The sequence below is a fragment of the Trichococcus sp. genome (assembly GCF_049589555.1).
Taxonomy (GTDB): Bacteria; Bacillota; Bacilli; order Lactobacillales; family Aerococcaceae; genus Trichococcus.
In genome coordinates this window covers 1-13,495 of the sequence record NZ_JBAWAZ010000135.1, presented here as the reverse complement: position 1 = coordinate 13,495, position 13,495 = coordinate 1, and the positions used below count along the sequence as shown (strand labels likewise).

Here is a 13,495-nt window from a genome sequence, read left to right as displayed (position 1 = left end):
ATTATCGTGACATCACAGACACGCTCCGTTCCATTGGATGGGATGCGGGCGCTTGCGATTATTGCCATCATTTTCTATCATTTGATGCCTCATGTTTTGCCGGGCGGTTACTTGGCTGTAAACATCTTTTTCGTCCTGACTGGTTTTTTCATCACAGCGTCTGTGATCGAAGAATACGGCCAAAAAGGAAAATTGGCTTACAAGCGCTATTTGGCCAGAAGGTTTCAGAGGTTGTTCCTTCCATTGCTAGGGATGTTGCTGTCGGTGACTGCCTATATCACTTTGTTCCAAAGAGACCTGTTGCTGAATTTGCGGCCATGGCTCCTATCGTCATTGGGAATGGTCAATAACTGGTGGCAAATTTCCGTTGGCGGTTCTTATTTTGAACAATTCTATGTGCAATCACCGTTCATGCATCTCTGGTTCCTTTCGGTCATGAGTCAATTCTATGTCATCTGGCCACTGATTGTGTTGTTGCTGTTGGCATTGTACAAAGATAAACGGATAATTTTTTACACAGCGGTCGGCCTTTCTTTGTTTTCTGCCCTTGCGATGGCGATGCTGTATGTACCGGGAGAAGACGCTTCACGCGTCTATTACGGTACGGATACGCGCTTATCTGCATTTATGATTGGCAGTGCCCTTTCGGTTTTTTGGCCGTTAGAGAGGCTGAACGACCCGGTTTCGAAGCGGATGAAGCGAAGATTGACGCTCGCAGGTTTTTTGAGCTACGCTGTTCTCGGTTTGATGTTCAGCAGGATGCTGGATAGTCAGACGCTCACCTACAGAGGCGGAATGTACCTTAACAGCGTCATTATCGGAGTTGCGGTAGTCTTAACAGCGCATCCGGCAACGAGCCTTTCAAAAATGATGCGGTTCAAACCGATTCAGTGGCTCGGCAGGCGGAGCTTTCTGCTTTATCTCTGGTACTATCCTGTGATTTCCCTTTATCAGGCGAAAGTAGTCGATACGAGCGTTGATCCCGGGCGCCATATTTTTATCCAATTGGCAATCATCCTCAGCCTTTCCGAAATAGGCTACCAGTTATTCGAAAAAGAGCGTTGGAAGGTGCCGCCTGTGCAGTCTTGGCGAGCTGCCGATACGCTAGCCCGAATGAAGGCTTCAGGATTCGAAGGCTCTACCAAGCATTTTTCGGGAAAACTTGCTGCATTCGTCAGTTTCTGCCTGTTGCTGACCGCTCTGGCGGGATTTGTCCAAGCACGCTCCGGCGAAAATGCCGCTGTGCAGGAACTGCGCGAGCAGATCGCTGCCAGCCAAAGCAAAATGGAAGAAATCAATCGCGACGATTCCACCCGCAGCAGGGCCATCAATAATATCGAAGGGCTCGAACGAGAGACCGTTTTGTTTGCTCACGGCGCAGATATTACCTTCATAGGCGATTCCGTATTGCTCTCCGTCGCGGATCAGCTGGTTACGATTTTCGGACGGGCAGTTGTCGAAGGTGCAGTCAGCAGACAGCTTTACCAAACCACTGAGGTGATTGCTGACTTGGAAAAACGGGAGCAATTGCATGACACAGTCGTGGTCTTTCTGGGTTCCAACGGGACTTTCACTCAGACGCAAATGGAAACTTTCATAACGGAAATCGGGACATCCCGAAATCTGTTTTTCCTCACGACGAATGTACCGCGAATCTGGAAGGACAGCGTGAACGAGCAGTTGGCGCTTGCCGAAAGCAACCATTCCAATGTCCATATTTTGGATTGGAATGCCTTCAGCAGCGGACACGACGAGTGGCTTCTGGAGGATCAGGTCCATCCGAATCCGATCGGTGCGCAACAATTAGCCCTTTTTGTGGCAGAGGAAATCTATCAAGAATTAAATGATGAAAATGGGAGCAACTGATTATGAAAATTCAATTTTTAGGCACCGGAGCGGGTGTTCCTTCCACCAGCAGAAATCTTTCCAGCATAGCATTGAAATTGCTGGATGAACGCAATGCTATCTGGCTTTTTGACTGCGGGGAGGGGACACAGCAACGTGTGCTAAAAACAACGATCCGGCCCAGAAAAGTCGAAAAAATCTTCATCACCCATCTGCATGGGGATCATATATTCGGCTTGCCCGGGTTCTTGAGCAGCAGGGCTTTCCAAGGCGGAAATACGCCTTTGAACATCTATGGCCCTGTGGGAATCAAGGAATTTGTGCTGACCAGTCTGCGCATATCCCAGTCCCACCTGCGCTATCCGATCTTCTTTCATGAAATAACTGAAGATGGCGTAGTGTTTGAAGACGAGCAATTCCGCGTGAGTTGCGCAAAACTGAATCACGGCATCGTTTCCTACGGGTACCGTGTCGAAGAGGCCGACTATCCAGGCGAATTGCAGGCCGATAAGCTGAAAGAAATGAATGTTCCCGCGGGACCTCTCTACGGAAAGCTTAAAAATGGGGAGACCGTTGTTTTGCCTGACGGGAGAACCATCAATGGGCTGGATTTTATCGGAAAAACAACTAAAGGACGTGTCGTAACGATTTTGGGCGACACAAGAAGAACCAAAAATACTGTCGTTTTGGCAAAAAATGCCGATGTGTTGGTCCACGAGAGCACCTTCGGGAAGGAAGACCAAGCGATTGCGTCGGATTATTTCCATTCGACCTGCATCGATGCAGCCAACGTGGCCAAAGAAGCAAACGTGAACCAACTTTATTTGACCCACATCAGCGCGCGTTACCTCAACGGCAATGCGCATCAGTTGCAGCGGGATGCCCGCAAAGTCTTTCCTGACACGAAACTCGTCAACGATTATGATGAATTCGAAATAGCGCTGACGAAATGATCGCCGGCAGCTTGCTCACTAGAGAATCCTTTCGGGGATAAGTGCTTCAAGTTGACTATGCAGCAGCAAAAAGATGATAATAAGAGTGGGAAATATCAAAATGAGTGGGGCGATTATAATGAAAAATCAGTGGAGATTAGTAGCGGGCATTATTTTGATCATCATCATTGTGTTGTTTGCCGTTTTCAATGTCGATTCTGTGCCAGTCAATTTTGGTTTCGCTGTTGTGGATGGACCTCTTATCATCGTCATTCTGGTTTCTCTCCTGATGGGCTCGCTCATCACCTTGTTGGTTGCGACAGGCAGTGCAACGAAGAAGAACAAAGAATTTAAACAAATGCGCGCTGAAATCGACACAAAGGGGAAAGAAATCCAAAAAGCCGTCGATGCGACGAAAGTCGGGTATGAACAACAACTCGCCGAACTGCGGACGGAATTGACTCAGAAAGACAGCAAAATCAATTCGCTTGAAGAAGAATTGATCAAGAAGTTTACAGGGGCAAACCCGAATCAGCCAAGCAGTATTTGAAGAAAAAAGCGGCAGATCTACCTGATCGGCCACTTCCAGTTCAAAAGAAAAGACTAGAACGAGTTCAGCTTCTAGTCTTTTTTGGATTAGCGGGAGCCTCGGTGCGCCTGTATAGTTTATATAGTTAGGAGTCGATAAGTTGTTATCTTCAAAGATGAATTGGAAATTACACAAATCAGAAATTGATGACTCTGTAAGCAAGGAAATCAGTCAAGCTACTGGGTTATCAGAAAAATTCGTCATGCTTTGCATGCAGCGAGGTTTAGAAACAAAAGAACAGATCAAAGCTTTCATTGATGGGGCCGAAATGGAATTCCATGATCCGTATCTGCTGCACGATATGGATAAAGCGGTACATCGCTTGACTGAAGCTATTGAAGCTGGAGAAGAAATCGTCGTCTATGGGGATTATGATGCGGATGGCATCACAAGCACAAGCATTCTTGTGGAGACGATCGAAGTGTTGGGCGGGAATGTCGGCTATTATTTGCCGAACCGCTTCACGGACGGTTATGGCCCAAATGCGACGGCATTCAAGAAATTGATCGAGAACGGAGCGCAGTTGATCCTGACTTGCGATAACGGGGTTTCCGGCCACGAGCCGATAGCGATGGCAAAAAAAATGGGCGTGGATGTCATTATTTCCGACCATCACGAATTGCCCGATGACTTGCCTGATGCATATGCCATCATCCACCCGAAACATCCTGCCGGATCCTATCCTTTCCCGGATCTTTCTGGAGCTGGCGTAGCCTTGAAAATTGCGGCGGCTCTTCTGGGGGAAATGCCTTACGAATCGCTTGATCTAGCCGCTATCGGTACCGTTGCGGATCTGGTCAGTTTGACAGGCGAAAACCGTTGGATCGTAAAGCAGGGACTGCAAGTCATGAAACAAACGCAGCGGCTCGGGTTGGCTGCATTGATGGAAGCCGCGGGAATAGACGCGGCTAATTTGGACGAGGAAAGCATCGGTTTCATCATCGGTCCGCGTTTGAATGCTGTCGGTCGGTTGGAGGATGCGGGCCCGGGCGCTGAACTGATGCTGTCTTTCGACGAAGTAAAAATAGCTGAACTGGTTGCTTACATACAGGAAAAGAATGTCGAGAGACAGGGTATTGTCCAATCCATCCATGAAGAAGCCAGCGCCGAACTGGCAAAGAATGAAAGCATGCCGGATGTTGTCGTGTTGGGAAGCAAGAATTGGCACGAGGGCGTTCTTGGGATCGTGGCAAGCAAGTTGGTCGAAGAATTCGGACGCCCGACAATCTTATTCCGCATCAACGAAAAAACCGGCATCGCGAAAGGGTCGGCACGCAGCACGGAAGCGTTGGATATCTACAGTGCATTGACCGATTCAAGGGACCTTCTCGCGAAGTTCGGAGGGCATAAAATGGCAGCAGGCATGAGCCTTTCCGCTGCCGATTTGTCCGCCTTCACTGAAAAGATAAACAGCTACGCGGCTGATTATCACGATGCGATCGTGTTGGGTGAATCCATTCACATAGACGCCATTCTGCCGCTTGCCGATGTCACGCTGCCGTTTTTGAAGGAATTGGAATTGCTTAAACCTTACGGGACCGATAATCCAAAGCCTATATTCGGCTTTCAAAATGTGCCGTTGACGGACATCAGACAGATCGGTGCCGACAACAAGCATCTGAAATTCAAGATCAAGGACAAAAACCTCTTTCTGGACGTGATCGGCTTCAACAAGGGGAGCATCAGCAACCACTTGAACGAGGCGGATGTCGTTTCCCTCATCGGGGAGCTTTCGATCAATGTTTGGCGGGATAGCGCGAAACCGCAACTGCAGCTGAAGGACATCAAAAACAAACATGTCCAGTTTTTCGACAAAAGGAGTTCCGTCATCCATGATTCGGTATTGGCTGTAGAAGATGCCTTGTATCTGTTTTCGACTTCCGGCATCATGAAACAATTTTATGAGCTTATCCCGAACAGTTCGAACGCCGCGTTGCTCACAGACAATACAGCGGATGCTTTGCAGGGTGTCAGCGCCAGCAATCTGGTGCTTTTCGAGTGTCCTTTGAAGATGAACTTGCTGGCTGATCTTTTGAAGAGCAATCAGTTCGAAAATGTGTATGTCGTCTCTCATGAATCGAATAGCGTTTACGCAGACGGAGTTCCACCTAAAGACCAGTTTGCAAAGTTTTACCAATATATTCGTTCCCATAAGGATATCGATGTGAGAAATCGGTTAGATGCCTTGGCAGAATACTTAAAAATCAAAAAAAATCTTGCCATTTTTATGATTCAAGTGTTTTTGGAGGCGGGATTTGTTACAATAGACAATGGTTTCATCAATGAGGTCAAAAACCCTGTCAAAAGGGCTTTGGACGATACGCAGGTATACAAAGATCGCCTGCAGAAAATGGAAGCTGAGAAGGTATTCATCTACAGCCCGTTTTCGCAGTTGACGAAATGGTTGAATGAACAGATGATGGTACAATAATTAGGAGGAACACAAAATGGATTTGAAACAATATATTGCTGATGTCAAAGATTTCCCAGAACAAGGCATCATTTTCCGCGACATTTCACCCTTGATGGCGAACGGAGAAGCTTACCGCTATTCGATCAAAGAGATCGTGAAATATGCCCAAGATTTGAATGTCGATAAAGTAGTAGGACCTGAAGCGCGTGGTTTCATGGTCGGCTGCCCAGTCGCTGTGGAATTGGGTTGCGGATTCGCAATGGCCCGCAAAAAAGGTAAATTGCCGCGCGAAACGGTAGAAGTTTCCTATGGACTAGAATACGGAAAAGCAACGTTGCAATTGCATCAAGATGCCATCCTGCCTGGAGACAAAGTGCTGGTTTGCGATGACTTGTTGGCAACTGGCGGCACTACAGCTGCAACAATCGAATTGGTGGAAAAATTAGGCGGAGAAGTCGTCGGTTTGGCATTCCTGATCGAGTTGTTGGATTTAAAGGGCCGTGACCTGATCCAAGGGTATGACATCTTTACGCTGATGGAATACTAAGAACAATAAACAATCCGAAAATGAATAGACACGCAAAAAGGCTGCCAGTAGTTGGCAGCCTTTTTGCAACAATCGGGGGGACTATCCGTTAAATGATGTGGTTCCGGTACAGACCGACTACTTTCCCCAGAATGATGACGGAATCCAGGATGATCGGATCCATGCTCGCATTTTCTGGTTGCAGACGATAGTAGTTGTTTTCTTTGTAGAATCGTTTGCAGGTCGCATCATCATCGTCCGTCATGGCTATGACGTTATCGCCGTTTTAAGCCGTGGCTTGTTTTCTGATGATGACCGAGTCGCCATCGAATATGCCGGCGTCGATCATGCTTTCTCCGCGGATCTTCAGCATAAACAAACTTCCGGAAGCGGATTTCAGATCCGGCGGAACCGGGAAATAATCGGTTGCTTCTTCGACAGCCAAGATGGGAGCTCCGGCTGTGACGGTACCCAACAAAGGCATTTTATCCGACATGATCCCGAGTTTGTCCAGACCCGCTTGAGTCAGTTCGATCGCACGTGGTTTTGTAGGGTCGCGTTGGATGAAGCCATTTTTTTCAAGCCGCGACAGGTGGCCATGCACTGTGGATGTTGAGGACAGTTTTACTGCATTCCCGATTTCCCTAACGGTCGGCGGATAGCCTTTTTCTTGGACTTCTTCATAAATGTATTGAAGTACTTCAATTTGGCGTGAATCTTTATTTTTAACCATGAGATCATCATCTCCGTAATCCTAAATTTATAAGTTTAGGATACCATTAATCATCCAAAAAATCAAACAGATGTTCGCATATTCTTGGGGATGACGCAAGAATATGCTCAAAATTGTCCCGAAACCGGCAACAGCTGAAGCGTTTTCGAAAAATTGCTAAATTTATGCGTGATTGCTATTTCTTTTTCTCATAATCTTTAGTACAATTAATGAATGAATGCTTTGGAAAGGGGGATGAATACGTGTCAACAACAGCATGGGTAATGATGGTCATTTTAGGAATAGTAATAGGCGCGGTTGGCGGATTTTTCCTTGCAAGACGTTATATGGTAAAATATTTTGAAGAAAATCCACCGATCAATGAAGAAATGTTGCGTTCTATGATGATGCAGATGGGTCAAAAACCATCCGAAAGAAAAGTAAAACAGATCATGGCTTCTATGAAAGCACAATCAACAAAGAAAAAGAAATAGACTAATGAAATAATATACAAAATGTGGATCTCTACGGTTCCACATTTTTATTTTGTCCGGATACAGGTAAGAAGGGAGTAATATACGTGAGTATTTTCAAAAAATTGAGTTGGTTTTTCCGTCAAGAATGGAAATCTTATTTTGTGGGCGTCTTTTTCCTGATCATTGTGGCTATTCTTCAGGTCGTTTCGCCGCGCGTTGTCGGAATCATCATCGATGAAATTGCCTTAGGGACCTTAACGATGGCTTCTTTGTGGAAGTGGTCGGCAATCATATTGATTGCGGGCATCCTGCAGTACCTTTTCCGTTATATTTGGCGGATGAAGATTTGGGGCACTTCGGCAGAGTTGGAAAAGATACTTCGTTCACGATTGTTCAAACATTTCACCGAAATGGACGCTGTCTTTTTCCAAAAATACAGGACCGGCGATCTGATGGCGCATGCGACGAATGACTTGAATGCGATCAGGATGGTCGCAGGCGCAGGCATCCTGACATTGGCGGATTCGATTTCTTCTGGCGGGATCACGCTTTTCACAATGTTCTTCTTGATCGATTGGCGTTTGACGCTCATCGCCATGATTCCGTTGCCTGCTTTGACGCTGGTGTCGAGGATCCTCGGACAGAAGATGCACAAGCGTTTCCGCAAGGCTCAAGCTGCGTTCTCTAATCTGAATGACAAAACGCAGGAGAGTGTTTCCGGCGTGAAGGTCATCAAGACGTTCGGTGAAGAAGAAGAGGACATCCACGATTTTGAAGCGATGACGAAGGACGTCGTCGCGAAAAATAAAGCTGTCTACTTGGTCGATGCCTTGTTTGATCCAGCTATCCAACTTATTTTGGGACTTTCTTTTGCATTGACGATCATCTTTGGTGGCCGTTTTGTCGTGGAGGGCAGCATCAGTATCGGTCAGCTGGTTTCGTTCATCAGTTACATCGGAATGATGGCATGGCCGATGTTGGCGGTGGGCAGATTGTTCAATGTGCTGGAACGCGGGAGTGCCAGTTACAGCAGGATCGATGAGCTTCTGAAGGAAAAATCAACGATCCAGGAGCAGAAGAATGCAATCCGGACGCCGGTTACAGGCGATTTGGATTTCCGGGTATCCTCGTTCGGTTACCCGAACAGCGAAGAAATCAGCTTGCAGGATGTCGGATTCCATTTGGAGCGGGGACAAACGTTAGGGATCGTCGGCAGAACCGGATCGGGCAAAAGCACGATTTTCCGTCTGCTGTTGCGGGAGTATGATCAATATGAGGGCAGCATCAACTACAACGGGATCGATATCCGTGATTATTCATTGGACGCATTGCTGAGCGGAATCGGTTACGTACCCCAAGACAACTTCCTGTTCTCTTCTGACGTCAGGGAAAACATCCGATTCGCTGATCCATCCATCGGCCAGCAAAAGGTTGAAGAGGCAGCGCGCTTGACTGCCATCCATCAGGATATCCTCGGTTTCCCAGATGGCTATGATACGTTGGTCGGTGAAAGGGGCGTTTCCTTATCCGGTGGACAAAAGCAGCGGATAGCGATTGCGCGGGCTTTGGTGACTGAACCTGAGCTGCTCATTTTGGATGATTCCCTATCCGCGGTGGACGCGAAGACAGAGGAAGCGATCCTGACGGGGCTTAAGGAAAAGCGAGCCGATCAGACAACAATCATCGCAGCCCATCGGATCAGCAGCGTGATGCATGCGAATGAGATCATCGTCCTTGATGAAGGGCGCATTGTCGAACGCGGGACGCATTATGAGTTGATGGACCTGGACGGCTGGTACCGCAGGATGTACGAAAAACAACAACTCGAAACCAAATTGGAAGGGGCGGATGAAGCATGAGTGGATCAGTATGGTCTAAGACAATTCCAGTGAAGGAACAACTCCGGGTAATCAAACGCATCTTCCGATTTGCCCATCCTTTCCGCTATCAATTTTTGATGGCTTTGCTTTTCAGTATCGCGTTGTCGTTGGTCAATGTGGTGGCACCGCGCATCATCCAAATTTATATGGATGATTATCTGGCTGTTGGCAATGTCACGACCATCATCAGTGTGCTATTTGCGCTGGCTTATGTAGGAGTCGTCCTGCTGAAGATGTTGGTCACGTATCTGCAGCGCTATATTTTCAGTATGGCGTCTGAACAAACCGTTGAGAATATCCGCAATGCCGTTTTCCGTAAAATCAATCAATTGGGGATGCGCTACTATGACACGACGCCGGCCGGATCGATCGTTTCGCGCGTCACGAATGACACAGAAACCATCAAGGAATTCTGGAATGTATTTTTGGCCTTGGCAGAGGGAATCTTCAGCATCATCACAGTGTTCATCGCTATGTGGACATTGAATAAGCAAATTTCCCTTCTATTCATCGTATTTGTCCCGATCATGGCCGGTCTGATTTGGTATTATCAAAAGTACAGCACGCGTGTTTATCGCACGATGCGCGAAAGACTGAGCCAACTGAACACGAAATTGAATGAATCGATTTCCGGTATGGCGATCATCCAGCAGTTCCGCCAGGAAAAACGGCTGCGCGCGGAATTTGATGCGATCAATGACGACTACAGCAAAGGCCGCGTAGCGATGGTCCAGATGAACGCCTTGATGTTGATGCCGATAGTCAATCTGTTGCAGGCCATCGCGCTGGCGATCGTCCTTTGGCTATTTGGCTATCAGACATTGAATGGCGTCGTAGAGCTGGGAGTCATCTACGCTTTCACTACCTACATCCAAAATTTCTTCCGTCCGATGGGGATGATGATGGATAACCTCAGCGCCTTGCAGGACGGCATCGTTTCCAGTTCACGGGTCCTGAGTGTATTGGATAATGCTGAATTGGCACCGGACCAACCTGAAGATTCTAAATTGGAAATCACCCAAGGCAGAATCGAATTCAAAAACGTTTCTTTCTCTTATGACGGGAAGCAGGATGTGCTTAAGGACATCAGCTTTACAGCAAATCCGGGCGAAACGGTCGCGCTGGTAGGCCATACAGGAAGCGGGAAAAGTTCCATCATCAATGTTTTGCTGCGTTTTTACGAGTTCGAGAAGGGCGATATTCTGATTGATGGGAAATCAATCAAGACGTATCCAATCGATGAAATCCGCTCGAAAATAGGCTTGGTCCTGCAGGACTCCTTCCTTTTCTACGGAGACATCTCGCATAATATCCGATTGATGAACAAGGATTATACCGACCGCGATATCGAAGGTGCGGCTGCCTTTGTGCATGCCGATTCATTCATCGAGTCGCTGCCGGGAGGCTATCATGCAAAAGTGATCGAGCGCGGAGCCAGTTATTCAAGCGGTGAGAGACAATTGATTTCGTTTGCCCGAACCATTTTGAGAGATCCGAAAGTGCTCATCCTCGACGAGGCGACTGCCAATATCGACACCGAGACGGAACTTCTGATCCAAGAAAGCATGCGGAAGATGCGTGAAGGCCGAACGACGATTGCGATCGCGCACCGTCTGTCCACTATTCGCGATGCCCATCTGATACTGGTGCTTGACAAAGGACGCGTCATCGAAAGAGGCACACATGAAGATCTGATCGCCAAACGGGGGACCTATTATGACATGTACATGCTCCAATCGATGAACGACTGATCGATTGTTGAACAGCAATACAAAAAAAACAGCGCCGGAAAAATTCCGGCGCTGCTTTTTTGGTTGTCTTTTCGAGACGGTGAAGACCCGAAAACGTATGTCAGGCGTTTTATTTTGCTACGTACACGAAATTCGGATCGATCTCTTGATCCAATTGGTGGAAAGTGGTTCCGAGCAGTTCGTCATAGGCAGCCAATTCGTCTCTGGAGATCCTTTTTTCCTTCGGCAGGTAGATGGGCTTGCCGAAGCGGACCGTCGCTTTTTTGCGCTTCAGGAGGTCCTTGAATGTGAGTGGACCCTGATAGACAACGGGAAGGATCGGCACGTTGGCCAACTTGGCGATTGATGAAGTGCCGCCTTTGATTTCTGCGGAATGTCTCGAGCCGGTCGGGAAGATCAGCAGATTGGTTTTGCCTTCCTTCAGGATCGAAACAGGTTGCTTCAGGGCACTCGGGCCCGGATTTTCGCGATTGACAGGAAAAGCCTTCATGTGAGTGAGCAGCCAATTCATGAATTTCCCCTTGAAGAGCTCTTGCTTTGCCATTGATGAAAATACGTGTGGATACACGCCAAACGAAATGAAAATGGGATCCAGCAGGCTTCTGTGCGGTGCCGCAAGGATATAGACTGTGTCTTTCGGAATGTACTCTTTGTTTTGGATTTCGGTCTTGCCGTTCAGGATACGGACCAGAAATCTGACTATGATGACGACTGTTTTAAAAAACATGACAGGGCTCCTTTTGCTTTGGTATTATGCTAATCAGTATGAGATAGATTGTGGAATATTTCAAGTTAAATATTCCGTTCCTGCCGCCATCAATGGGGAAGAAGGTATATTTTTCGACGAAATTGCAGTACAATAAAGGATGGACAGCAAGAAGCAGAGGAAGTGATAGCGTGAAATGGAGTATGCCGGACAAGTTGATACAAGAAGGACGCGAATATGTGAATGAGGATCGCGTGCTATCCGTGCAGCCGGATTTCCACAGCCAGGTTTGGCATTGTGAGGTGCTCGGCAGTAAAATGTATCATGTCACCTTAGACGGGACAGCCAGGGAACAGGATGTATGTCAGTGCAAGTACTGGAAAAATCATCAGTATTGCAAACATACGATCGCTGTTGAATTGTATCTGAAGGAGAAATGCGGTACCCGTATTCTGACGGAAAGCAGCGCAGAGCAATTTCAGGTCGATGCGGAAACTGCCGGTCAAGAATTTGTGAATGACTTGACGCAGATTTTCTTCCAAGAAAACAAAGGCGCCCAGAGCCTGAATACCCAGGCAGATTTTTTAGTGCAGTATACGCTGCAGGTTCTGCGCATGAAACCAAACAACTTAATGCAAAACACAGGTGAGCATGTATTGGCTCTGTCATTGCGGGCAGGGGTCGATAAACCCTACATGGTCACTAATATCGAACAATTTACGGAACAATTCATCAAACAAGAAAAATGGGAATACCGTCTCGGCGATGGGATCGATTTCCGGACAGTGAAGATACAGGAAATGGACCAGCCCATCATCTACCGGTTGCATAAACTGCTGGAGGAGCAACCCGCGGCGTTGAATAAGCAATTGCTGAACGTCACGGCCAGAAAATTGGATTCTTATCTGATCCTGCCGCCGAGTTCAGCGCACTCCATTTTGGAGGATTTGATCCAAACCGGCCGGGTCGAATGGATTGCCGGCGAGCAAACGTATCCGGATGTGCAGATCAGTCCCGAAAAACCGGGCTATCAATTCCTGCTGGGAAAGAAAGGCAAGGGAATAGAACTTCGCATCCAGCGTGACAATATCATCCATCTGTTGGATTATGACTGGCTGATCGAGGGCAACAAAGTTCACCCACTCAGTGTGCAGCAGCATAAACTCTTGGGGTACCTCTCATTCTTTGAAAAACGATTTGACGACTCAAATGTGATCGGAATCGAAGAGCCCGATGTATCGGATTTGCTGACATATGTCATCCCGTTGCTGAAACAGATCGGAACGGTGCACTTCAGCGAAGAACTGGAGCGCAACATCATCGATGAGCCGTTGACTGTCTCCATCCAATTCCGTGGTCCGGCGAAGCGCATAAAAGGGGAAATTTTCTTCAAATACGGGGAAACGGTCTTCCGACAGAACCGCGCCTCGAAAACAGAGTCCCAATTTCTGATCAGGGACACAATAGGGGAAGAGCGGATCCTGCAGGTATTGGAAAATCTGGAATTCAACATAATCGAAAACCAAGTATCCTTCCTGGCTTCGAAGGATGTTGACCTATTCAGCTTTCTTTACAGGAAAATACCTGTTTTGCGCCGTTATGCAGAGGTCGAATTAAGTCCGGATCTGCAGAATCTGATAGTGGAAAATACGGAAGTATCAACAT

General features: G+C 47.4%; 10 protein-coding genes and 1 pseudogene. 9 read left to right on the top strand and 2 right to left on the bottom strand.

Annotated elements, in window-relative coordinates:
- Positions 1-6: 6 nt before the first annotated feature.
- The 5 genes from WBV27_RS05465 to WBV27_RS05445 all read left to right on the top strand — a co-directional run bounded on the left by WBV27_RS05465 (position 7) and on the right by WBV27_RS05445 (position 6,326).
- Positions 7-1,866 carry an acyltransferase family protein gene (locus tag WBV27_RS05465; RefSeq protein WP_424200130.1) on the top strand — a complete coding sequence of 620 codons (1,860 nt, stop codon included), beginning with the start codon at positions 7-9 and terminating at the stop codon, positions 1,864-1,866.
- A 2-nt stretch (positions 1,867-1,868) separates the two neighbouring features.
- Positions 1,869-2,798: a ribonuclease Z gene (gene rnz / locus WBV27_RS05460; RefSeq protein ID WP_086627858.1), complete on the top strand. Its 930-nt coding sequence runs from the start codon at positions 1,869-1,871 to the stop codon at positions 2,796-2,798.
- Positions 2,799-2,916: 118 nt separating this feature from the next.
- The gene (locus WBV27_RS05455) at positions 2,917-3,327 is read left to right on the top strand and encodes a lipopolysaccharide assembly protein LapA domain-containing protein (RefSeq protein WP_119093664.1); all 411 of its coding nucleotides are present in this window, start codon (positions 2,917-2,919) and stop codon (positions 3,325-3,327) included.
- A gap of 139 nt (positions 3,328-3,466) precedes the next feature.
- The gene (gene recJ, locus WBV27_RS05450; protein WP_424200127.1) at positions 3,467-5,797 is read left to right on the top strand and encodes a single-stranded-DNA-specific exonuclease RecJ; all 2,331 of its coding nucleotides are present in this window, start codon (positions 3,467-3,469) and stop codon (positions 5,795-5,797) included.
- Between the two features lie 16 nt (positions 5,798-5,813).
- A complete protein-coding gene (locus WBV27_RS05445) occupies positions 5,814-6,326 on the top strand; it encodes an adenine phosphoribosyltransferase (RefSeq protein WP_086627861.1) in 513 nt (170 codons plus the stop codon).
- An 88-nt stretch (positions 6,327-6,414) separates the two neighbouring features.
- On the opposite strand, the pseudogene lexA reads toward WBV27_RS05445, so the two are convergent.
- Positions 6,415-7,038 (bottom strand): annotated as a pseudogene (lexA, locus tag WBV27_RS05440) (transcriptional repressor LexA).
- Between the two features lie 242 nt (positions 7,039-7,280).
- On the opposite strand from lexA, the gene WBV27_RS05435 reads away from it, so the two are divergent.
- The 3 genes from WBV27_RS05435 to WBV27_RS05425 all read left to right on the top strand — a co-directional run bounded on the left by WBV27_RS05435 (position 7,281) and on the right by WBV27_RS05425 (position 11,124).
- Positions 7,281-7,511 carry a YneF family protein gene (locus WBV27_RS05435; RefSeq protein ID WP_068559628.1) on the top strand — a complete coding sequence of 77 codons (231 nt, stop codon included), beginning with the start codon at positions 7,281-7,283 and terminating at the stop codon, positions 7,509-7,511.
- Between the two features lie 86 nt (positions 7,512-7,597).
- A complete protein-coding gene (locus tag WBV27_RS05430) occupies positions 7,598-9,352 on the top strand; it encodes an ABC transporter ATP-binding protein (RefSeq protein ID WP_424200124.1) in 1,755 nt (584 codons plus the stop codon).
- Entirely contained in the window at positions 9,349-11,124 is a 1,776-nt protein-coding gene (locus tag WBV27_RS05425) for an ABC transporter ATP-binding protein (RefSeq protein ID WP_424200122.1), read from the top strand. Before WBV27_RS05430 ends, WBV27_RS05425 begins: the two co-directional genes overlap by 4 nt.
- A 109-nt stretch (positions 11,125-11,233) precedes the next feature.
- Here the strand turns inward: WBV27_RS05425 and WBV27_RS05420 are convergent, their stop codons facing one another.
- Positions 11,234-11,851, bottom strand: coding sequence for a lysophospholipid acyltransferase family protein (locus tag WBV27_RS05420; protein ID WP_424200120.1), 618 nt, complete (start codon positions 11,849-11,851; stop codon positions 11,234-11,236).
- Between the two features lie 170 nt (positions 11,852-12,021).
- On the opposite strand from WBV27_RS05420, the gene WBV27_RS05415 reads away from it, so the two are divergent.
- Positions 12,022-13,495: SNF2 helicase associated domain-containing protein (locus tag WBV27_RS05415; protein WP_424200118.1), on the top strand; the 1,474-nt coding region annotated here is incomplete at its 3' end.